Annotated in this window: 18 protein-coding genes; 10 read left to right on the top strand and 8 right to left on the bottom strand. The window is 59.8% G+C overall.

Annotated elements, in window-relative coordinates; translation table 11 throughout:
- Positions 1–22: 22 nt before the first annotated feature.
- The 6 genes from dnaN to ACWHXP_RS20515 form a co-directional block, all read right to left on the bottom strand.
- On the bottom strand, positions 23–1,129 hold the full coding sequence (gene dnaN, locus ACWHXP_RS20490; protein ID WP_489635170.1) for a DNA polymerase III subunit beta: 1,107 nt from the start codon (positions 1,127–1,129) through the stop codon (positions 23–25).
- Positions 1,130–1,265: 136 nt separating this feature from the next.
- Positions 1,266–1,763, bottom strand: coding sequence for a hypothetical protein (locus ACWHXP_RS20495; protein WP_489635169.1), 498 nt, complete (start codon positions 1,761–1,763; stop codon positions 1,266–1,268).
- A gap of 47 nt (positions 1,764–1,810) precedes the next feature.
- The gene (gene dnaA / locus ACWHXP_RS20500) at positions 1,811–3,211 is read right to left on the bottom strand and encodes a chromosomal replication initiator protein DnaA (RefSeq protein WP_039782909.1); all 1,401 of its coding nucleotides are present in this window, start codon (positions 3,209–3,211) and stop codon (positions 1,811–1,813) included.
- A gap of 397 nt (positions 3,212–3,608) precedes the next feature.
- Complete coding sequence (locus tag ACWHXP_RS20505) at positions 3,609–4,376, bottom strand: class II glutamine amidotransferase (protein WP_489635168.1); 768 nt, start codon at positions 4,374–4,376, stop codon at positions 3,609–3,611.
- Between the two features lie 220 nt (positions 4,377–4,596).
- Positions 4,597–4,914 (bottom strand): hypothetical protein, encoded by a 318-nt coding sequence (locus tag ACWHXP_RS20510; protein ID WP_034330301.1) that lies wholly within the window; start codon positions 4,912–4,914, stop codon positions 4,597–4,599.
- A 641-nt stretch (positions 4,915–5,555) separates the two neighbouring features.
- A complete protein-coding gene (locus tag ACWHXP_RS20515; RefSeq protein WP_034330420.1) occupies positions 5,556–5,789 on the bottom strand; it encodes a hypothetical protein in 234 nt (77 codons plus the stop codon).
- A gap of 168 nt (positions 5,790–5,957) precedes the next feature.
- On the opposite strand from ACWHXP_RS20515, the gene ACWHXP_RS20520 reads away from it, so the two are divergent.
- Together ACWHXP_RS20520 and ACWHXP_RS20525 are read left to right on the top strand one after the other, a co-directional pair.
- Positions 5,958–6,917 (top strand): LysR family transcriptional regulator, encoded by a 960-nt coding sequence (locus tag ACWHXP_RS20520; protein ID WP_034330421.1) that lies wholly within the window; start codon positions 5,958–5,960, stop codon positions 6,915–6,917.
- 129 nt (positions 6,918–7,046) lie between these two features.
- The gene (locus ACWHXP_RS20525; protein ID WP_489635167.1) at positions 7,047–9,083 is read left to right on the top strand and encodes an AsmA family protein; all 2,037 of its coding nucleotides are present in this window, start codon (positions 7,047–7,049) and stop codon (positions 9,081–9,083) included.
- Positions 9,084–9,912: 829 nt separating this feature from the next.
- Here the strand turns inward: ACWHXP_RS20525 and ACWHXP_RS20530 are convergent.
- Together ACWHXP_RS20530 and ACWHXP_RS20535 are read right to left on the bottom strand one after the other, a co-directional pair.
- A complete protein-coding gene (locus ACWHXP_RS20530) occupies positions 9,913–10,215 on the bottom strand; it encodes a 2Fe-2S iron-sulfur cluster-binding protein (protein ID WP_489635166.1) in 303 nt (100 codons plus the stop codon).
- Between the two features lie 449 nt (positions 10,216–10,664).
- Positions 10,665–11,549 carry a LysR family transcriptional regulator gene (locus ACWHXP_RS20535; RefSeq protein ID WP_489635165.1) on the bottom strand — a complete coding sequence of 295 codons (885 nt, stop codon included), beginning with the start codon at positions 11,547–11,549 and terminating at the stop codon, positions 10,665–10,667.
- A 293-nt stretch (positions 11,550–11,842) separates the two neighbouring features.
- Between ACWHXP_RS20535 and ACWHXP_RS20540 the strand changes: the two genes are divergently transcribed.
- From ACWHXP_RS20540 to ACWHXP_RS20575, 8 genes are all read left to right on the top strand, one after another.
- Entirely contained in the window at positions 11,843–13,354 is a 1,512-nt protein-coding gene (locus tag ACWHXP_RS20540; RefSeq protein WP_489635164.1) for a CoA-acylating methylmalonate-semialdehyde dehydrogenase, read from the top strand.
- An 80-nt stretch (positions 13,355–13,434) separates the two neighbouring features.
- A complete protein-coding gene (locus ACWHXP_RS20545; protein WP_489635163.1) occupies positions 13,435–15,054 on the top strand; it encodes a GMC family oxidoreductase in 1,620 nt (539 codons plus the stop codon).
- Between the two features lie 211 nt (positions 15,055–15,265).
- Positions 15,266–16,036, top strand: a complete 771-nt coding sequence (locus tag ACWHXP_RS20550) for an ABC transporter ATP-binding protein (protein ID WP_034335283.1) — start codon at positions 15,266–15,268, stop codon at positions 16,034–16,036.
- Positions 16,036–16,794 (top strand): ABC transporter ATP-binding protein, encoded by a 759-nt coding sequence (locus ACWHXP_RS20555; protein WP_371925508.1) that lies wholly within the window; start codon positions 16,036–16,038, stop codon positions 16,792–16,794. Before ACWHXP_RS20550 ends, ACWHXP_RS20555 begins: the two co-directional genes overlap by 1 nt.
- Positions 16,795–16,980: 186 nt before the next feature.
- Positions 16,981–18,189 (top strand): ABC transporter substrate-binding protein, encoded by a 1,209-nt coding sequence (locus ACWHXP_RS20560; protein WP_489624248.1) that lies wholly within the window; start codon positions 16,981–16,983, stop codon positions 18,187–18,189.
- Between the two features lie 140 nt (positions 18,190–18,329).
- Positions 18,330–19,214 (top strand): branched-chain amino acid ABC transporter permease, encoded by an 885-nt coding sequence (locus tag ACWHXP_RS20565; protein ID WP_034335261.1) that lies wholly within the window; start codon positions 18,330–18,332, stop codon positions 19,212–19,214.
- 12 nt (positions 19,215–19,226) lie between these two features.
- A complete protein-coding gene (locus ACWHXP_RS20570; protein ID WP_121037407.1) occupies positions 19,227–20,207 on the top strand; it encodes a branched-chain amino acid ABC transporter permease in 981 nt (326 codons plus the stop codon).
- Positions 20,208–20,507: 300 nt separating this feature from the next.
- Positions 20,508–21,269: a sulfite exporter TauE/SafE family protein gene (locus ACWHXP_RS20575; protein WP_489635162.1), complete on the top strand. Its 762-nt coding sequence runs from the start codon at positions 20,508–20,510 to the stop codon at positions 21,267–21,269.
- The last annotated feature ends 229 nt before the right edge of the window (positions 21,270–21,498 follow it).

Below are 21,498 nucleotides of genomic sequence, written 5' to 3' on the forward strand. Positions count from 1 at the left end.
CGTGCGCGTGGAGCGGGTTTGCTCAGATCCGCATCGGCATGACGACGTACTTGAAGTCGGCGTTGTCAGGGATGGTGATCAGGGCCGACGAGTTGGCATCGCCCAGGGCGATGTTGACGTAGTCGTTCTTGAGGTTGTTGAGCACGTCCAGCAGGTAGCTGACGTTGAAACCGATGTCGACGGTGTCGCCGCCGTAGTCGATTTCCAGTTCTTCGACCGCTTCTTCCTGGTCGGCATTGGTGGAGCTGATCTTCAGGCTGCCAGGGGCGATCACCCAGCGTACGCCCTTGAACTTGTCGCTGGTCATGATGGCCGCGCGTTGCAGCGAGCGCAGCAGCTGGTCGCGGCTGATGGTGAAGCTGTTCTTGTAGCCCTTGGGCACCACGCGGGTGTAGTCGGGGAACTTGCCTTCGACCAGCTTGGAAATCAGCTCGATGTCGGCGAAGGTCAGTTTGACCTGGTTGTTGGCGATCTGCAGCTGGACTTCGTCATCGCTGTCGTCGAGCAGGCGTTGCAGCTCGATGATGGTCTTGCGCGGGATGATGACTTCCTCGCGCGGGAAGTCCTGCTCGGTCTCGACCTGGCAGAAGGCCAGGCGGTGGCCGTCGGTGGCGACCGCAATGACGTTCTTGCCTTCCACTACCAGCAACAGGCCGTTCAGGTAGTAGCGGATGTCCTGCTGGGCCATGGCGAAATGAACCATGTTGAACAGGTGCTTCAGGGTCTTCTGCGGCAGGTTGACCTGGGCGTTGTAGTGCTCGGCCTGGGCCACCGTCGGGAATTCTTCGGCGGCCAGCGTCTGCAGGGCAAAGCGGGACTTGCCGGATTGCACGGTCAGACGCTTGTTGGAGAGGGAGACCGACACTTCGCCGGAATCCGGCAGGGCGCGCAGGATGTCGAGCAGCTTGCGGGCCGCGACCGTGGTGGCCGTGGACTCGCTACCCGAACCGACGTCGGCGTGCGTGGTGATCTGCACTTCGATGTCGGTGGACAGAAAAGACACCTTCTCGCCGTCCTTGCGAATGAGAATATTGGCCAGAATCGGCAATGTGTGCCGACGCTCGACAATACCACTCACGATCTGCAGAGGACGCAGGAGCGTGTCTCGTTGGGTTTTAACCAATTGCATAGTCAGTTTGTCCTTGCTAATAGTGGTTTAAAGGGCGCCGTTGGCCGGCGTTCAGTCATGCCCATGTCGCGCGTGTTCCTCCTCTGGTGAAAAACAGCTGCTGCCTGCAGTGCAACCTGCCTACGCACTGCTGAACTCACTTCCTGAAATACGCAACGCTCCTGCTTGTGCATGACCGGCCGCTGCCGGTCCGATACCCGTTCCCGAAGAGCTGGTGATACAGCGACCCGGCATTGTCCATCTGCGCCTGACAAACCCGGGCAGCCAGAACCACTTGGCTATACGTTTGGAACATTTGAATACTTTTGCCGGAACTTCCCGGGGTTTTATTCGATGTTTCCGTGATACTTCGCGGATTTCCTGCTCCATGGCCGGCCCTTGCGTCCGCCTGCGAAATAACGCCTTCCATTGTACCAATCATCCCCTCTTCAGAGTAGTGCGGCAGGGGACAGGCGAGGGCGTTGGAAGGGAAAAAAGGATGGGCAACAGGCCGTGTTGTCTTTTCTTTCATATGCCGCCGAAGGCGGCTTTTTTCAATTATCCACAGGCGATTTTGGTGAAATTCATCATCGTTTTGCCGCGCTGCCCTGTGGAAAAGAAATGCCGCCCGGTTCACGCTGGAAGCGGGCGGCATGTCGATTTATCCACAGGCGTTTTCGCGCCCGTGCTGTGTTGCGCGCATCAACCCTTCAGGGTCTGTTCCAGCACGTGCAGCTCGTGGTTGCATTCCGGGCTCTTGGCGCGGTCGGCGGCGATCTTGCGCACCGCGTGCAGCACGGTGGTGTGGTCGCGCCCGCCAAAGAGGTCGCCGATTTCCGGCAGGCTCTTCTGGGTCAGCTCCTTGGCCAGGTACATGGCAATCTGGCGCGGACGGGCGATGTTGGCCGGGCGCTTCTTGGAATACATGTCCGCGACCTTGATGTTGAAGAAATCGGCCACGGTCTTCTGGATGTTTTCCACCGAGATCTGGCGGTTCTGCACCGAGAGCAGGTCCTTCAGGGCTTCCTTGACCACGTCGATGGTGATGTCCTTGCCGTGGAAACGGGAGTAGGCCAGGATCTTGCGCAGCGCGCCTTCGAGCTCGCGCACGTTGGAACGCAGGTGCTTGGCCACGAAGAAGGCGACGTCGTCGGACAGCACCACGTCTTCTGCGGAAGCTTTCTTCATCAAAATCGCCACCCGCATCTCCAGCTCGGGCGGCTCGATGGCTACCGTCAGGCCGGAGTCGAAGCGGGAGATCAGGCGGTCATCCATGCCGCTGATTTCCTTGGGATAGGTATCACTGGTGATGATGATCTGCTTCTTGGCCGCGATCAGGGCCTCGAAGGCGTAGAAGAATTCTTCCTGAGTGCGGCTCTTGCCGCCGAAGAATTGAATATCGTCGATCAGCAGCAGGTCCAGCGAGTGGTAATAACGCTTGAAGTCGTCAAAGCCCTTGCGCTGGTAGGCCGTCACCACGTCACGCACGTATTGCTCGGCGTGGATGTAGCGGATCTTGGCGCCCGGGTTATCCACAAGCACCTGGTTGCCGATGGCATGGATGATGTGGGTTTTACCCAGACCCACGCCGCCGTACAGGAACAGCGGGTTGTAGGACGTGCCAGGGTTGTTGGCCACCTGGGTCGCGGCCGCGCGCGCCAGCTGGTTGGCCTTACCGGTCACCAGGTTGTCGAAGGTCAGCACCGGGTTGATGCGCGACTGTTCCTGGCGCGGGGCAACCGCGCGCACCGGCTGGGCCGGTTCCGGATCCAGGTGCAGCTGCTCGTGGTTGGGCAAACCCAGGCCGCTGGCGCCACCGCCATTGGCTTGCGCATTGGCGGCCGGGCGGCGGCCCTGGTTGCCGCGCGGGTCCAGCACGAACTGCACTTCGGTGGGCGCGTCCCAGAACTCGCAGGCCAGCGCCGTGATGCGGTTGGCGAACTGCGTCTTGACCCAGTCCAGCTTGAAGCGGTTGGGCGCGGCGATGCGCAGCAGCCCGTCCTCGAAGTCGAGCGGGACCAGCGGCTTGATCCAGGCGCTGTATTGCTGAGGCGTCAGCTCCTGCTCAAGTTTGTGGGAGCAGGCCTGCCAGAAGTTTTCCATGAAGCTTTCTTGTCGGATGATTGCGGCGCCCGACTGCCGCATCCAAAGGACGGGCCTGTGGACGAAGTCGTCCGGGCGCGAAACGAGGGACGCATTTTACTCCGGTAAACTTAAGTTATCCACAGGCGAACCGTCAAAAAGCCCTGAAAAACCTCATCTATCCACAGGCTGCGCAGCAGCCATCTTCGTGACGTTCACGCAAAGGCGCTTGAGGGGCGGGTGATAGGGGGACAGAGTAGCCCGCTTGTGGACAAGACAAGCTCATCCTTGGGGACGATGTTTTTTGTAACAGCCTGTGCAAAACCGGAAATCGGGACGAATTCTGTCCCTGATTTCCCCTGTGGGCAACATGAACTGAAGGAAAAAACCGGCTGTGGATAAAACAAAAAGGCCGGCCTCAGTCGACCACGGCACCATCGACAAAGACCTTCATTTCACCAGTCTGATATTGGGTCCAGACTTCATTGTCGGTCAGCGGCTGGGTGACGATCACGGCCACCCGGTCATTGGTGGTGGTGACTTCGGAAAAGTCGACCGAGAGGTCCTCGTCGGACAGCTTGGCCTTGGCAAAGGGATGCTGGCGGACGATGTAATAGAGATTCGTGGAGCAGTGGGTATAAAGCGCCGAGCCATCCGAGAGCAGCATGTTGAAGGTGCCATGGCTGGCGATGCCGTCGACGATCTCGCGCAGCGCCACGCGCAGGTCGGCCAGCAAGGGCAGGGTGTCACCGAAGCGCTTGCGCATCTCCTGCAGGATGAAGCAGAAGGCCAGTTCACTATCGGTGGTACCGACCGGCCGGAAAGGCCCGTCCAGCTTGGGGGTGAAGTTTTTCAGGTCACCATTGTGGGCAAATACCCAATAGCGGCCCCACAGCTCGCGCACGAAGGGATGGCAGTTGGCCAGCGTGACGCGGCCTTGCGTGGCCTTGCGGATATGAGCGATGACATGCTGCGACTTGATCGGATAGCGCTTGATCAGCTCGGCCACCGGCGACTCCACGGCGGCCTGGTGATCCACGAAGGTGCGCACCCCGGAGCCCTCGAAGAAGGCGATCCCCCAGCCATCGCGATGATGATCGGTCAGCCCGCCACGGGTGGCAAAGCCGGTGAAGCTGAAGACGATATCGGTGGGGGTGTTGCAGTTCATTCCGAGAAGCTGGCACATGATGTCTTGCGGTGAGGCTGTGATGATAGTCAGATGAACAAGTTATCACGATTGCCGCCGGCCATGACGCGGGCTGTGGACAAAAAAAAGCCCCGCGAGCTTGCGCTGGCGGGGCTAATCCTTCCTAAAGAGGGAGGAGGAGACACAGTACGACCTACAAAACTTCTACTACACGACCAGAAGCCGGTGGGCCTCGAACTACGGTCAGGCGGGGACTGGATCAGTCACGCGCGGCCATGTTGCGCAGTTCGGCGGCAAAACTCGGTTGGGACAGGCTGTATTCATTGGCCATGCGGTTCAGCATCATCTTGCCGCTGAACTTGTGCGCCAGGATGCGTTGCTCCAGCGACTTGCGCGGCTTGACCAGGAGCACGGCGGCTTGCGCCAGCCCCAGGATCAGCGGCTTGAACACCATCACCAGGGTCACCAGTGCACCCAGACCCAGCGCCGGACGGACATAAGCCGCGATCAAACCAAAGAAGGACTGCGCGAAGGGCAGGGCTGCTTCTGCGGGAAAGGCCAGGTTCAGGAAGGACATGATATTTCTACCTCTGATAATCAGGCCGCGACACGACTGCGCGGCGTTCAAGTTCACTGTTGTTGCGTCGCAGTATGATGGTTCGGACCCTGTATGACTACTTTAGAGTTCTCATATCAGTTATAGCGTTTGTGAATAAAGGGCTTTCAGCATGCAAAACTCTTCATATCGCCCTGGAACCCGCGTCAAGCGCGAGACAAGCCGGTCAGGGGCCGCCGATGCAGTCGCTCCGACACACCTTTCTTGACGGAACCGATGCGGATTTACAACGCCGTTTGACGCCAAGCCCGAGGGCGCTGAATATCTGACATGGGGAAATCGGGCAAAACGCTCACATCCGGCCATCCGGAAATGAAGCCTGCAAAGGCAGGAAGCCCGCCGGACGGGGCTCGTAGCCGACCCACGAAAAAAAACCCCACAGGCTGAGCCTGCGGGGTTAATCCTTCCTAAAGAGGGAGGAGGAGACAACGGATCGGTGTCCTGACGCGTTGATCGAATCAGCGTCAACATAAGCGCCGTACGCGCCGGGAACTACCGAAATCCTTCACTACCGGCATCGGCCGCTCGGGGCTGATGCCAAGGTCACGCAGAAGTCATGCGCGACCGGTAAAACTTGAATCTGGTAAAGCAGAAACCTTCGATTAACCGCGCGAAGCGATGAAGCGCAGTTCAGCAGCCAGGTTCGGCTGGGTGGCTTCGAACTTGTCGGCCATGCGGTTCAGCTGGCGGGCACCGGTAGCGCGATCCTGTTCGGCGGCGACCAGAGCAACGGCTTGCAGCTCGTGGGCCTTGACGAAGTGGATGAAGATGTTGCGCATGACGGCGGCGAACTTGCTCTTGAAGGTGCTGTTGGTGCTTTGTGCGATGGTTGCCATGATTCGATCCTTGACGTTGTGTGTTATGTTGCATTGCAGTGTAGTGAACTCACATTTGTTTGCCCACTTTCCGTTTCGGATATCAGTTATATAATCTGTGAATAATCTTTCTGCCGGCGATCACCGGCGTCCATACTGCCTCTCCTTACCGCCGCAAAGGCCCGCCCTATGAGCTTTCTCACCCTGGACCTGAACCTGTTGCGCGTATTCGACGCCGTCATGACCGAGCAGAACCTCACGCGCGCCGCCAATTTGCTGGCCATGACGCAGCCGGCTGTCTCCAATGCGCTACGCCGCCTGCGCGACACCCTCAACGATGACCTGGTGATCCGCACCGCCCACGGCGTCAAGCCCACGCCGCGCGCCGAAGAACTGTGGCCGACCGTGCGTCGGGCGCTGTCCGAGCTGGAAGCGGTGATTGCGCCGGAAAGCTTCGACATCTCGCGTGCCCAGAACACCTTCCGCATGGCCATGGTGGATGCCACGGCCGCGCTGTGGCTGCCTTCGCTGGTGCGCACCATCATGCGCGACGCTCCGCGCATCAAGATCCGCATGATGCCGCTGACCACCCGCGACCCGCGCGCCATGCTGCTGCGGGGGGACATCGACCTGGCCGTCGGCTTTTTCCCCGGCGTGACCGCGCAGCTGGCCGATGGGCAGGGCATGGCCAAGAGCCAGATCAGCCATGCGCGGCTCTACACCGGGCAGTACGTCTGCGTGATGCACAAGAACCACCCGCTGGCCGGCCAGCCGCTGACGCTGGATAGCTACTGCAGCGCTGATCACCTGCTGGTGAGCCTGTCCGGCAAACCCCATGCGGTCATTGATGATGTGCTGGCGGGCATGAACCGCGAGCGCAAGATCCTGCTGACGGTGAACCAGTTCTTCACGGCCGGGCGCATCGTGGCCAGCTCCGAGCTCATCACCGTGCTGCCGCGCCACCTGGTGGCGGCCACCGGCATGGCTGAGGCGCTGGTGGTGAAGGAATTGCCCTTCCAGACGCCGGAAGAGCATGTCGACATGCTCTGGCATGAACGAGACGCCCGCAATCCCGCCCACAAGTGGCTGCGTGCGCACTTGTCTGCAACAACCCATGATGAATTCGGTCGTATCAACATGAAGCGCTGATGCAGCGCGTGCGATACCCGGCTTTTCCGAACTGACTCATCCACAGGCGTCCAGGAGACAGACGCCCGGAAAGCCCCCGTCCGCGCGCATCGGTGCCTGTTGATAACCCCAACCAGGGAAGCCGACCCGATGCCGCGCCTGACCAGAATCCTCCTTTGGCTGCTTGCCAGCCTCGTCCTCGTGATCGCCGCCGCGGTCATTTTCATTCTTACCTTCGACTGGAACCGGGCCAAGCCCTGGATCAATACCCGCGTCTCGGCCGCCACCGGGCGCGAGTTCGCCATCGACGGCAATCTCTCCCTGCACTGGCAACGGCCTGAGCCGACCACGCCGCCGGCTGGCTTCTGGGCGCGCTGGGTGCCGTGGCCGCGCTTGCAGGCGGAGAATCTGCGCCTGGGCAATCCGGCAGCGTTCGCGTCCTCAGGCCAGATGGCGACAGTGCGACAAGTCACTTTTACGCTCAATCCCTTGCCGCTGCTGGTGCACAAGATTTCCCTGCCGTCGCTGGAAGTGCAGGATCCTTCAGTTTCTCTGCTGCGCAACCGCGAGGCTGTGAACAACTGGACTTTCAAAACCGATAGCAGCACTCCATCGGCCTGGCAGCTGCAACTGGGCCGCATCAGCCTGCGCCAGGGCAAGCTGGCCCTCAACGACGCTGTGCAAAAGATCAACATCAAGGCCGACATCGACACCCTCGATCCCGACAAGGAAAAGGTCTATGGCTTGGGCTGGAAGCTGAGCGGCAGTTTCAACGGCGCGCCGGTTGCAGGTGAAGGCAAGGCCGGCGGCGTGCTGTCATTGCAGGACCAGCAGCAACCGTATCCGCTGCAGGCCCAGGTGAAGGTCGGCAAGACCGCCATCGGCGTGCGCGGCACCCTGACCAAGCCGGCCGAACTGGCCGCGCTGGAACTGCGGCTGTCGATTGCCGGGGCCAGCATGGGCAATCTCTATCCCCTGACCGGCGTGCTGCTGCCGGAAACGCCGCCCTTCGCCACCGAGGGCCGCCTGATCGGCAAGATCTCCCCGGATCGCAGCGAGTGGCATTACCAGGACTTCAGCGGCAAGGTCGGCGACAGCGATCTCAACGGCAGCCTGGACTACCTGACCGGGGGCGCACGCCCGCAACTGACCGGGGCGCTGACCTCCAACGTGCTGCGCTTTGATGATCTGGCGCCGCTGATCGGTGCCGACTCCAATGCGGAGAAAGCCCAGCGCGGTGCCGAGGAGCGCCAGCCCGGCGACAAGGTGTTGCCGGTCAAGACCTTCAGTACCGATGCCTGGGGCGCACTGGATGCGGATGTGCGCTTCACCGGCAAAAGCATCACGCGCCAGCAGGGACTCCCCATCAGCGACCTGCAGGCGCATCTGATCCTCAAGGACAAGGTGCTGACGCTCGATCCCCTCAATTTCGGCGTGGCCGGCGGTAACCTGACCTCCACCATCCGGCTGGATGGGCAGGCGGCACGCATGAAGTCCGAGATGAAGCTTTCTGCACGCAAGCTGAAGATCCAGAAACTCTATCCCCAGCTCGATGCCTCGCGCACCAGCTTCGGCGAGATCAACGGCGATGCGAAGCTGAGCGCAACGGGCAATTCGGTCGCCGCCATGCTGGGTTCGGCCAATGGCGAAGTGAAGACCTTGGTCAACCAGGGTGCGATCAGCAAATTCCTGCTGGAAGCGGCGGGCCTGAACGTGGGCAACGTGGTCATCAGCAAGCTGTTTGGCGACAAGGAGGTCAGGCTCAATTGCCTGGCCGGCGACTTGCCGGTGCGCGATGGCGTCATGAATGTGAAGACCCTGCTGCTGGACACCGAAGACGCCCTGATCGTGGTCGATGGCAGCATCGACATGAAGCACGAACAGCTGGACCTGAACGTGCATCCACGCAGCAAGGGCTTGCGCATCATCTCGCTGCGCTCGCCGCTGTACGTGAAGGGCAGCTTCAAGAATCCGGATGTCGGCGTGAACAAGGGTGTGCTGGCACTGCGTGCTGGCGGTGCGGTGGCGCTCGGCCTGCTGGCACCGGTAACGGCCATCCTGCCCCTCATCAATATCGACGGTGATCAGAAGGCCGAATGTGGCCAGCTGCTGGAGGAAGTGAAGAAGGCGCCGCAGGCCCCGCCACCGGGAAAATCCCTGCCGTTGAAGTCGACGCCTAAAAAATAGGCAGCCTCAAAACACCATGAAAAAAGCCGGCGGGCCAGGGGATAACTTTCCTGGCCCGCTGGCTTTTGGTGTGATTTCGGATGAGTCGCAGTGGACCTCGGCTCCCGTTTGCTTTTTTCACCTGTGGGCAAATTTCCCGAAATCCCCCTTCCTGCCCCCTGTTTCCCCCATGCCAAGGACTTAAATCGGGGTCGAATTGCCTGAAATCGGTGACATCCCGAAATTCCCTGCCTTCACGACGCGAATCCGTCAATTTCCGCTCAGCCTGTGGATAAAGTTCTGAATAACTTTTTCATCGTTTGGGGAAAAGTCAAAAAGTTATCCAAAGGCGGATTTTTATCCAAGATCGGTTATGACTTCATACAGACCTTGCCCAAGGCGTTGTCCTTTTCGTAAACAGCTGATTTTTCACACGTAAACAAGGTTATCCACAACGCAAGACTGACGTTAACCATCACTACTAATTTTATAAACAGCTTAGATTTAAAGCCTAAGCGCGCGAGCTTTCGCGCGCGACGCGGCTTGGTTTGCAGGCCATCAGGACCACTACCGGCTGTGGGCAAAACAAAAGTGTTCGTGGATCAAGGCGCTTGTCGACCAGGAAAAGCTTGCTGTGCGGGTGTTTTTACAGCTGATCGTCGGCAACGGCATTGAATGACGTCCTGGGCGACGCCGTCAGAGAGAACGCAGGGTGCAGAGCGCTGTGGAAAAGAAATGCTGCCAGCGGGCTCCTCGCCGCCTTGGGCGGCTTTTTTTATCCACAGGGAGAGGTAATCTGGTTTTGTCGGCTAAAAATCGACCGGTCCCGGGGACCGCTGTGGATAAAACATCAAGCCTTCAGGTCGACGGCGGCTGGAACGTCGAGCACCAGGTCACTTCGGGCCTCGGCCACGCAAGGCAGGATCCAGCCTTCGGCCTTTTCTTCTCGCGTCAGGCCGGGCCATTCGATCTGATAAGCGATCTCGCCTGTGAACAATTTGCACATGCAAGTCCGGCAAGTGCCATTCCGGCAGGAATTGGGCAGCCGGATGCCGGCGCGCAAGCCTGATTGCAACACCGAGAGTCCGGCGACTTGTTCAAATTGCAAACCCGAAGGCTGAATTGCGATCAGGAAAGATTTTTTGGAGTCCATGCCGTAATTTTGCGGGGTTTGGAGGCCGCCTGTGGATAAGTCTCTGCATATCCGCTGGGCGTTTTGGGTATATCTCGCCGATTTATCCACGGCCGAATTTTTGTCCAGAATCTGTGCCTCGATAATGCAGAAGCTTACCAAGCGTTTATCAGAAAGCTAAAGTCTTGATTTTTTTCGTGTAAACCGAGTTATCCACAGTTTTTGGCGACGTTAACAACTACTACTACTTATATATATCCACATCTGAATTAAAGAACCGAAAGCGCGTGCGCAGTGGACATCTTTCCAAAAAATTGGCTTTCAACCCCAAAAACCGCACCAAAAGGCCTTGGCAAGCTCCTGATACGGATGAAAAGTCCTTTAGGTTCGGCAGGAAGAAGGAGATTTCTGAAAGATATTGCTGTAATGCAACCCAATGAGATGTCAATGCGGCAACTTTCTTGGAGCGCTCAGTTCTGCCAGACTTGTTGCAGCAGTTGGAAAACCGCCCTGATCGCTGCTTCATGTTGTCTTTTTTCTAATGCAATGAAGCTCAGTTCAGTCGACAGTTCGACCGCATCTGCAATGACCAAGCCATGCGCATGAGCCTGGTTGAGCGCGATCGATTCACGCGCCAAGGACAATCCCACCCCCGATTTCACCAGATCCAGCATCGATGATTCCTGGTCAACCAAGGCTACAGTCTGTGGTTTTATCTGATGTTGAGCGAAGATCTTGCTTAATAGACGATGATGAGCGGATTCTGGCGGCGTCCAGATCCACGGCAGCCGCGCCAGTTCCTTCCATCCCTTGCCCGAGACGCGGTTCTTCCAGCCCGCGGGCGCGATGACGTTGTAGCTGAACGAGGTCAGCGTCATCGCATGAAAACCTTTGCCGGGGTCGCCCAGGAAGAATCCCACATCCAGATGGCCAGCCCGGACTTCATTGAGGACTGATCCCGACATGTGATGCGCCAGCTGAGTCGACAATTGCGGATGGCGCTCGACCAGCAACTTCAGGAAAGCCCCGAGCCGGATGAACTCCGGATCCAGGATCGTGCCGATGGCCAATGTCCCGGACACGATATTTTCACTTGATCGCAAGTCGGTCGCGTGCCGCCGTAAAGCCTGGACATCGGACAGGACGCGCTCGGCCAGCGGCAACAATGTGTTGCCCTCGGCGGTGAGGACCATGCCGGATGCACTCCGATTGAACAATCCGATGCCAAGACTTTCCTGCAAGGCCTTGATCTGCAAGCTCACTGCGGGTTGGGTGAGATGCAGTTTTTCAGCGGCCCGGGTCAGGTTGCCCTCATGGGCGACTGCGATAAATGCGCGTAACTGGGTCAGATCCATCGTCTTCTCCCGCAATTGATCCTTCTTATTCACGAACCTGGATGTGGATAAACCCGTGGATATCCCTGTGATCAGGCTGTGAGGATCTTGTGGGTAGCGTGTGTACAAGAAAGTCCAGATTATAAGCAATCTTTATATTGCTCTTGATAATTCCTCATTGGATGTCCGGCGGGTGGGCGACTATTCTTGCTCATCCATGCCATGGGTCCGTCGGGGTGACGGACTGGCCAGATTGCAGGAGGGAGCAGGAGACAGCGCCTTCCACCTTCATTGAAAACACCAAAGGAAACCTTATGAGCCTCCCGCACATCGATCACTTCATCAATGGCCAGATTTCCCGCTCCGAGAGCGGCCGCAGCCAGGATGTCTTCAATCCGGCCACCGGTGCTGCCACCGCCAAGGTCTCGCTGGCCTCGGTGCAGGAAGTCAATGCGGCCGTGGCAGCCGCCAGTGCGGCGGCACCGGCCTGGGCCGAGACGGCTCCCTTGAAGCGGGCGCGGGTGCTGTTCAAGTTCAAGGAGCTGATCGAGCAGAACCACGATGCGCTGGCCAAGGCCATCACCCTGGAGCACGGCAAGGTGTTTTCGGATGCGAAAGGGGAGGTCACGCGTGGCCTGGAGATCGTCGAATTCGCCACCGGCATCCCGCAATTGCTCAAGACCCAGTTCACCGACAACATCGGCGGCGGCATCGACAACTGGAACCTGCGCCAGCCGCTGGGTGTGACTGCCGGTATCACGCCGTTCAACTTCCCTGTGATGGTGCCGCTGTGGATGGCGCCGATTGCCATTGCGACCGGCAACAGCTTCGTGCTCAAGCCCTCCGAGCGCGATCCTTCACCTTCGCTGATGCTGGCTGAACTGTTCAAGCGCGCCGGCCTGCCGGATGGCGTCTTCAACGTGGTCCAGGGCGACAAGGTGGCCGTGGACGCGCTGCTGGAACATCCGGAGGTGCAGGCCGTGTCCTTCGTCGGCTCCACCCCGATTGCCGAATACATCTACCGCAAGGCCACCGAGCGTGCGGGCACCTTCCCGCTGCGCGCCCAGGCACTGGGCGGTGCCAAGAACCACCTGGTGGTCATGCCCGACGCCAACCTGGAGCAGGCCGTCGATGCCCTGATCGGTGCGGCGTATGGGTCGGCCGGCGAGCGCTGCATGGCGATCTCGGTGGCGGTGGCCGTGGGCAGCGTGGCCGACAAGCTGGTGGATGCACTGATCCCGCGCGTGAAGGCACTCAAGGTCAAGAACGGCATGGAAGAGGACGCCGAGATGGGCCCGTTGGTCACCGCCGCCCACAAGGCCAAGGTGGAGGGTTACATTCAGAGCGGCGTGGAGGCCGGTGCCAAGCTGCTGGTCGATGGCCGCGGCCTGAAGGTGCCGGGCCATGAGGAAGGATTCTTCATCGGCGGCACGCTCTTCGACAATGTCACGACCGAGATGAAGATCTACCAGGAAGAAATCTTCGGTCCGGTACTGTGCGTGGTGCGCGTGCCGGACTTCGCGTCGGCCGTGCAGCTGATCAACGCGCATGAGTACGGCAATGGCGTCTCGCTCTTTACGGCCGACGGCAATACCGCGCATGAATTCTCGCGCCGCATCCAGGTCGGCATGGTGGGCATCAACGTGCCCATCCCGGTGCCGATGGCCTGGCATTCCTTCGGCGGCTGGAAGCGTTCGCTCTTCGGCGATACCCATGCCTATGGCGAAGAGGGCATCCGCTTCTATACGCGCTACAAGTCCATCATGCAGCGCTGGTCCGCCACCATCGGCAAGGGGGCTGAGTTCACCATGCCGGTGGCGAAGTAAGCAGGGCGCCGGCCGCCTCTTGCCGTGGCAGGGGGCGGCGGCAGACGACAAGATCACAAGAACAAGCCAGCGGAGACACCATGCAATCGGCAGGGCAATACGACTACATCATCATTGGTGCCGGCACCGCCGGCTGCGTCATGGCCAACCGGCTTTCGCGCCAGACCGGCAAGAAGGTGCTGCTGCTGGAAGCGGGGGCCAAGGACGACTACATCTGGATTCACATCCCGGTCGGCTATCTCTACTGCATCAACAATCCACGCACTGACTGGATGTTCCGCACCGAGGCCGATCCGGGCCTCAATGGCCGCAGCCTGATCTACCCGCGCGGCAAGGTGCTGGGCGGCTGCTCTTCCATCAACGGCATGATCTACATGCGTGGCCAGGCGCGTGATTACGATCACTGGGCCGAAGTCACGGGGGACGACAGCTGGCGCTGGCAGAACGTCCTTCCACTGTTCAGGAAAAGCGAGGACTATCACCTCGGTGCCAGCCAGTTCCACGGTGCCGGCGGTGAATGGCGCGTGGAGAAGCAGCGCCTGCGCTGGGACATCCTCGATGCCTTCCGCGATGCGGCCGCCGAGAATGGCATCCCCAAGGTCGAGGACTTCAACTGCGGCGATAACGAGGGCTCTGGCTACTTCGACGTCAACCAGAAACGCGGCGTGCGCTGGAACGCTTCCAAGGCCTTCCTGCGGCCTGCCATGAAGGATGGCAACCTCACCATCATGACCGGCTCCCACGTGAGCCGCTTGCGCATGGAGCAGGGCGAGCAGGGGACGGTGTGCACCGGCGTCGAATTCACCGGCGGGGGCAGTGCCTGGTTTGCCGAAGCCAAGGAAACCATCCTCTGTGCCGGTGCCATCGGTTCGCCGCACATCCTGCAGATGTCGGGCATCGCCGATCCCGCGCTGCTGCAACAGCACCAGATCCCGGTGGTGCATGCGCTGCCAGGCGTGGGCGAGAACCTGCAGGATCACCTGCAGATGCGCATGGTCTTCAAGGTCGATGGTGCCAGGACCCTCAACGCCATGGCGTCCACTCTGGTCGGCAAGATGAAGATCGGATTGGAATACCTGCTCCTGCAAAGCGGCCCGATGTCGATGGCGCCCTCGCAGCTGGGTGCCTTTGCCAAGTCCGATGCGCAGCAGGCCAGCGCCAACTTGCAGTATCACGTGCAGCCGCTGTCGCTGGAAAAATTCGGGGATCCTCTTCACGCCTTCCCGGCCTTCACCGCCAGCGTATGCAACCTGCGTCCGACTTCGCGCGGCCATGTACGCCTGGGCTCGACCGATCACGCACTGGCCCCGCGCATCACCACCAACTATCTCTCTACCGAAGAAGACCTCAAGGTCGCCGCCAACGCTCTGCGCCTGACTCGCCGCATCGCGGCCTCACCCGCACTCTCGCGTTATCGCCCGGAGGAATACAAGCCCGGCACGCAGTATGAAAGTGAAGCCGATTTGTATCGCGCCGCCGGTGAAGTGGGCACCACCATCTTCCATCCGGTCGGTACCTGCCGCATGGGGCGCAGCGATGATGCCATGGCCGTGGTCGATGCCCAATGCCGGGTGCGTGGCGTATCAGGATTGAGCGTGGCCGATGCCTCCGTGATGCCCTCCATCACCTCCGGCAACACCAATTCCCCGACTGTCATGATCGCCGAGAAAGTCGCGTCCAGCCTGCTTTCCCGGGCATAAGACGGCAATTCTCAGGCGCTGGACCATACGGTACTTATACGTATTGTATGAATGGTACGAACCGGCTACTATGCGCCAAATATTAAAACTAGCTTCTCGATTCGCCAGGTAAACAAAGCGGTTCCTGAATCCCAAAGATTCAGTGTTCTGCAGCAGGCAGGCCTTGACGACCGGATCCACCGGCGCGGGCATCAAAGGGAAAGAAGAGACCATGACAGACGTCATTCTGGAGACACGAAACCTGACGAAGGAATTCAAGGGTTTCACGGCAGTAAGCGCGGTCAACCTGCAAATTGAGCGCGGTCACATTCATGCCTTGATCGGCCCCAATGGTGCCGGCAAGACGACTTGCTTCAACCTCTTGACCAAGTTCCTGGTCCCGACCTCGGGCCAGATCCTGTTCAACGGCAAAGACATCACCATGGATGCGCCTGCGCAGATCGCGCGCCAGGGCATCATTCGTTCCTTCCAGATTTCTGCTGTCTTCCCGCACATGAGCGTGCTGGAAAACGTGCGCATCGGCCTGCAACGCAAGCTCGGTACCTCCTTCCATTTCTGGAAGAACGGCGAGAGCCTGAAGCAGCTCGACGAGCGCGCCATGCAGCTGCTGGAAGAAGTGGACCTGACCAGTTTTGCCCGCACCACCACGGTGGACCTCCCGTACGGCCGCAAGCGCGCCCTGGAGATCGCCACCACCCTGGCCATGGAGCCGGAACTGATGCTGCTGGACGAACCGACCCAGGGCATGGGCCACGAAGACGTGGACCGTGTTACCGCCCTGATCAAGAAGGTCTCGGCCGGCCGCACCATCCTGATGGTGGAGCACAACATGAGCGTGATCTCCGGCATCTGCGACCGCATCAGCGTGCTGCAACGCGGCGCGCTGCTGGCCGAAGGCAGCTATGAAGAAGTCTCGCGCAATCCGCAGGTGATGGAAGCCTACATGGGCAGCACCTCGGCCGAACTGCAAGGGGCTCACTGATGAGTACCGCCACCATGAATGCTGCTGCCATGACGACGTCTTCTTCTTCCGCGCCGCTGGTGCTGCAGATCAGTGATCTGCAATCCTGGTACGGCGAATCGCACATCCTGCACAACGTCAACCTCAACGTCCACCAGGGCGAAGTGGTGACGCTGCTGGGCCGCAACGGCGCCGGCCGCACCACCACGCTGCGTTCCATCATGGGCCTGGTCGGTACCCGCAAGGGCTCGATCAAGATCAACGGCCAGGAAACCATCAACCTGGCCACCCACAAGATCGCCCACTATGGCGTGGGGTACTGCCCGGAAGAGCGGGGCATCTTCTCCTCGCTCTCGGCCGAAGAAAACCTGATGCTGCCGCCCTTCGTCTCCAAGACCGACAAGGGCATGTCCATCGACGAGATCTACGAGATGTTCCCCAACCTGAAGGAACGTCGCAACAGCCAGGGCACGCGCCTGTCCGGTGGTGAACAGCAGATGCTGGCGGTGGCCCGCATCCTGCGCACCGGTGCCCGCCTGCTGCTGCTCGACGAGATCTCCGAAGGCCTGGCGCCGGTCATCGTGCAGGCCCTGGCCCGCATGATCACCACGCTCAAGGCCAAGGGCTACACCATCGTCATGGTCGAGCAGAACTTCCGCTTCGCCGCGCCGCTGGCGGATCGCTTCTATGTGATGGAACACGGCCAGATCGTCGAATCCTTCGCTTCCTCCCAGCTGGAAGCGAAGATGCAGACCCTGAACGAACTGCTCGGCGTTTAAGCATCGCGCCTCGGCATTGCACTGCACTGCCGAGGGCGGCCTCCAGATTTTTCCGGTATCACCAGCTTCACGACTAAGAAGTACTGCCAACAAGTACGTCCGCGGGGTGAGCAGATCCTCTCCCCGTTCCACCAAGTTGTCTCGCATCGAAATCATCAAGCGGGCTTCATAACAGAGGAGATGAAAATGAAACTCAAGGCAATGGCACTGGCCGTTACCGCAGCCGCTGCGGCATTCGCGACCGCGCCGGCTTCGGCACAGATCTCGGGGGATGTGATCAAGATCGGTTTCATTACCGATATCTCGGGCGTGTATTCGGACATCGACGGCCAGGGTGGCGCGGAAGCCATCAAGATGGCCATCGCCGACATGGGCGGTTCCATCAACGGCAAGAAGATCGAACTGGTCGTGGCCGACCACCAGAACAAGGCCGACGTGGCCGCCAGCAAGGCCCGTGAATGGTTCGACCAGCAGGGCGTGGATGTGCTGATCGGTGGCACCAACTCCGGCACTGCCCTGGCCAGCGCCAAGGTCGCAGCCGAAAAGAAGAAGGTGTATTTCTCGGTCGGTGCCGGCACGGCCCGCCTGACCAATGAAGAGTGCTCGCCCTACACCGTGCACTACGCGTACGACACCGTGGCCCTGGCCAAGGGCACTGGTTCGGCGGTGGTGAAGCAGGGCGGCAAGAGCTGGTTCTTCCTGACTGCTGACTATGCCTTCGGCCACTCGCTGGAAGCCGATACCGCCAACGTCGTGAAGGCCTCCGGCGGCACCGTGGTGGGCGCGGTCAAGCACCCGCTGGGCGCTTCCGACTTCTCCTCCTTCCTGCTGCAGGCACAGAGCTCCAAGGCCCAGATCATCGGCCTGGCCAACGCCGGTGGCGACTTCATCAACTCGGTGAAGGCCGCCAACGAGTTTGGCATCACCAAGACGGCCAAGCTGGCGGGTCTGCTGGTGTTCATCAACGACGTGCACTCGCTGACCCTGAAGAACACCGAAGGCCTGTACCTGACCGACAGCTGGTACTGGGATGCCAACGAGGAAACCCGTGCCTTCGCCAAGCGCTACTTCGCCGTGCGCAAGAAAATGCCGTCTTCCCTGCAGGCCGGCGATTACTCGGCCGCGCTGCAGTACCTGAAGATCGTCAAGGAAATCGGTACCGATGATTCCGACAAGGTCATGGCTGCGCTGCGCAAGGCCAAGTTCAACGACCTGTACCAGAAGAACGGCTACCTGCGCGCCGATGGCCGCGTGGTGCACGACATGTACCTGTACCAGGTGAAGGCCCAGGCGGATTCGAAGTACCCGTGGGACTACTACAAGCTGGTGCAGACCATTCCGGCAGAGCAGGCGTGGACCACCAAGGCCGAATCCAAGTGCGCGGCCTGGAAGTAATCCTTTCGCATCGAGCTGCACGCATCAAGCAGTAAGGCCATCGCACAGCCAGCAAAATCTGTCATTTCTGTTCACGCGGGGATGGCAGATTTTTGCTGTAAGCGGTGGCGTTCTTCACCCATCTGGATGAACGGGTTTTTATGGAACTATTCGGCATACCCCTGCAAGCCTTGTTGAGCCAGCTGCTGCTGGGCCTGGTCAACGGCTCCTTCTACGCCATGCTCTCGCTGGGCCTGGCGGTGATCTTCGGCTTGCTCAACGTGATCAACTTCGCGCACGGCACGCTCTACATGCTGGGCGCTTTCCTGGCCTGGATGGGCCTGACCTATCTGGGACTCAATTACTGGGTCATGCTCATCGTGGCACCGATCCTGGTGGGCCTGTTCGGCATCGTGATCGAGAAGACGATGCTGCGCTGGCTCTACAAGCTGGACCACCTCTACGGGCTGCTGCTGACTTTCGGCATCACGCTCATGATCGAGGGCATCTTCCGCTCCATCTATGGCGTCTCGGGCCAGCCGTATTCGGTGCCTGACCTGCTGCAGGGCGCGACCAACCTCGGCTTCATGGTGCTGCCCAACTATCGCGCCTGGGTCGTGGTGGCCTCGCTGGTGATCTGCTTTGCCACCTGGTTCGTGATCGAGAAGACGCGCCTGGGTGCCTACCTGCGCGCCGGTACCGAGAACCCCAAGCTGGTGGAAGCCTTCGGCATCAACGTGCCCCTGATGGTGACCCTGACCTACGGCTTCGGCGTGGCCCTGGCGGCCTTCGCCGGCGTGCTGGCCGCGCCCGTGATCCAGGTCTCGCCGCTGATGGGCTCCAACCTGATCATTACCGTCTTTGCGGTGGTGGTCATCGGCGGCATGGGCTCCATCCTCGGTTCGATCATCACCGGGCTGGTGCTGGGGCTGATCGAAGGCCTGACCCGGGTGTTCTATCCGGAACTGTCGGCCACCGTGGTCTTCATCATCATGGCCATCGTCCTGATGGTCCGTCCGGCCGGCCTGTTCGGCAAAGAGAAATAATCGGAGACCGGCATGAACAAGAAAATCGGAATTGCTGTTTTACTAATATTGTTGTTGGCGGCACCGTTCGGCATCTACCCGGTGTTCCTGATGAAGATGCTGTGCTTCGCGCTGTTCGCCTGCGCTTTCAACCTGCTGATCGGCTACACCGGCCTGTTGTCCTTCGGCCATGCGGCTTTCCTCGGCTGGGCCGGCTACATGTGCGGCCAGTCGCTGAAGGTGTGGGGTTTGCCGACCGAACTGGGCCTGATCATCGGTACCCTGACCGGTGCCTTGATCGGCCTGGTGATGGGACTGTTGGCGATTCGCCGCCAGGGTATCTACTTCACCATGATCACGCTGGCGCTGGCGCAGATGCTGTTCTTCGTGGCCTTGCAGGCACCGTTCACCGGTGGCGAGGATGGCTTGCAGGGCGTGCCGCGCGGCAAGCTGCTGGGCGTGATCGACCTGGGCAGCGACATGACCCTGTACTACGTCGTGCTGGCGATCGCGGTGGCAGGCTTTGCGCTGATCGTGCGGACCATCCATTCCCCGTTTGGCCAGGTGCTCAAGGCCATCAAGGAGAACGAACCGCGTGCCATCTCGCTGGGCTATGACGTGGCGCGCTACAAGCTGCTGGCCTTCGTGCTGTCGGCCGGCTTGTCGGGTCTGGCGGGTGCCACCAAGACGCTGGTGCTGGGCTTCGAGACGCTGACTGACGTGCACTGGAGCATGTCCGGCCTGGTGGTCTTGATGACCCTGGTCGGTGGCCTGGGTACCATTGTCGGTCCCATCGTCGGCGCGATCATCATCATCATGCTGGAGAACAAGCTCGGGGATATCGGTGCCTGGCTGGCCAATGTCACCAGCATCGACTGGTTCAATACCTTGGGAGATTCGGTGACGATTGTGACCGGCTTCATCTTCATCGTCTGCGTGCTGGCGTTCCGAAAAGGCATCGTGGGCGAAATCCTGGCCTTGGCCGGGAAGGGGCAAGCCAAGGGATCGCACTAGTTTTTAGCTGAAGCCTAAAACTTCATCTGCCGCCGGCAAGTCACCTGAGGGTGATTTCCCGGCGGTAATTTTTTGTCTTCATGACGGGCCAGCCAGAACAGCAGGGATGTGTTCCGCAACAGTGCCCAAAGCGTCATCTCTGTGGCTGATGCCAGCCGGGGCAGGGCGGTAGAATGTGGCCCGCCTGATCCATTCTTCATTTCACCGTTTATCCATCCCCCCTCATCCCATGTTCAGCCCTGTTTCATCCTTTGCCGATCTTGCAGTTCATTTCTTCACGTCGACCGGGGAGGGCAAGTGATGCTGGATTATGTAGTGTTGTGTGGCGCGGCCTTCGTTGCCGGCTTGATCGATGCCGTGGTGGGAGGAGGCGGACTGGTGTTGGTGCCGACGCTGTTCTCCGTCTTTCCCAATACGGCCCCGGCGACTTTGCTGGGGACGAACAAGGTGGCCGGGGTAATGGGGACGAGTGCTGCTGCCATCAACTTCGCGCGCAAGGTCGCGGTGAGGTGGAGCACCGTGACACCAGCCGCGATGGCTGCCTTTGGTTTTTCCTTCTTTGGGGCCTATGTCGTCACCCATATCCCGACCGACCTGATTCGCAAGGCCTTGCCCTTCGTCCTGATCGCCGTTGCACTCTACACGTTGAAGAAGAAGGACTTCGGCACCACCCATGCGCCCACGCTGAGCGGCACCCGGGAAATCATCTACGCCGCGCTGATCGGTGGGGCAGTGGGCTTTTATGACGGCGTGTTCGGTCCAGGTACGGGCAGCTTCCTGGTGTTCCTGTTCGTGCGGGTGTTCAGCTATGACTTCCTGTCGGCCTCGGCCGTCTCCAAGTTCGTCAACATTGCAACCAACCTGGCAGCCCTGTGCTGGTTCGGGTACAGTGGCCACGTCATCTGGCAATTGGGTTTGCTGATGGCCGTGTTCAACATCGGTGGCTCGTTGGTGGGCACACGACTGGCGATGAAGCATGGCAGCGTCTTTGTCCGCAAGTTATTCCTGGTCGTTGTGGGGGCATTGATCCTGAAGTCGGGTTACGACGCCTTCCTCAAATAGAGCAAAAAACTTCACCTGGTGTTTCACGTGAAACATCCGACCCCCCGACCCAAACGACGGAGCGCGATGCTCCGTTTTTTCATTCATATTCCTGCTTCAGCCACAAAACCCAGCCCGCTGTTTCACGTGAAACAATCCCCATCGATGTTTCATTGATCAGCCAAGACTATCGAATCGGTCGACCGATAGTGTCTGGCAGGGCAGGGAAGTGCGGTAAACCAACAGCTAC

This window comes from Herbaspirillum sp. Her2 (assembly GCF_057961375.1).

Bases quoted from the DNA above. Each gene is read 5' to 3' on its own strand.
- dnaN (WP_489635170.1), bottom strand. From the start codon at position 1,129: ATGCAATTGGTTAAAACCCAACGAGACACGCTCCTGCGTCCTCTGCAG.
- ACWHXP_RS20495 (WP_489635169.1), bottom strand. From the start codon at position 1,763: ATGCCGCCCGCTTCCAGCGTGAACCGGGCGGCATTTCTTTTCCACAGG.
- dnaA (WP_039782909.1), bottom strand. From the start codon at position 3,211: ATGGAAAACTTCTGGCAGGCCTGCTCCCACAAACTTGAGCAGGAGCTG.
- ACWHXP_RS20505 (WP_489635168.1), bottom strand. From the start codon at position 4,376: ATGTGCCAGCTTCTCGGAATGAACTGCAACACCCCCACCGATATCGTC.
- ACWHXP_RS20510 (WP_034330301.1), bottom strand. From the start codon at position 4,914: ATGTCCTTCCTGAACCTGGCCTTTCCCGCAGAAGCAGCCCTGCCCTTC.
- ACWHXP_RS20515 (WP_034330420.1), bottom strand. From the start codon at position 5,789: ATGGCAACCATCGCACAAAGCACCAACAGCACCTTCAAGAGCAAGTTC.
- ACWHXP_RS20520 (WP_034330421.1), top strand. From the start codon at position 5,958: ATGAGCTTTCTCACCCTGGACCTGAACCTGTTGCGCGTATTCGACGCC.
- ACWHXP_RS20525 (WP_489635167.1), top strand. From the start codon at position 7,047: ATGCCGCGCCTGACCAGAATCCTCCTTTGGCTGCTTGCCAGCCTCGTC.
- ACWHXP_RS20530 (WP_489635166.1), bottom strand. From the start codon at position 10,215: ATGGACTCCAAAAAATCTTTCCTGATCGCAATTCAGCCTTCGGGTTTG.
- ACWHXP_RS20535 (WP_489635165.1), bottom strand. From the start codon at position 11,549: ATGGATCTGACCCAGTTACGCGCATTTATCGCAGTCGCCCATGAGGGC.
- ACWHXP_RS20540 (WP_489635164.1), top strand. From the start codon at position 11,843: ATGAGCCTCCCGCACATCGATCACTTCATCAATGGCCAGATTTCCCGC.
- ACWHXP_RS20545 (WP_489635163.1), top strand. From the start codon at position 13,435: ATGCAATCGGCAGGGCAATACGACTACATCATCATTGGTGCCGGCACC.
- ACWHXP_RS20550 (WP_034335283.1), top strand. From the start codon at position 15,266: ATGACAGACGTCATTCTGGAGACACGAAACCTGACGAAGGAATTCAAG.
- ACWHXP_RS20555 (WP_371925508.1), top strand. From the start codon at position 16,036: ATGAGTACCGCCACCATGAATGCTGCTGCCATGACGACGTCTTCTTCT.
- ACWHXP_RS20560 (WP_489624248.1), top strand. From the start codon at position 16,981: ATGAAACTCAAGGCAATGGCACTGGCCGTTACCGCAGCCGCTGCGGCA.
- ACWHXP_RS20565 (WP_034335261.1), top strand. From the start codon at position 18,330: ATGGAACTATTCGGCATACCCCTGCAAGCCTTGTTGAGCCAGCTGCTG.
- ACWHXP_RS20570 (WP_121037407.1), top strand. From the start codon at position 19,227: ATGAACAAGAAAATCGGAATTGCTGTTTTACTAATATTGTTGTTGGCG.
- ACWHXP_RS20575 (WP_489635162.1), top strand. From the start codon at position 20,508: ATGCTGGATTATGTAGTGTTGTGTGGCGCGGCCTTCGTTGCCGGCTTG.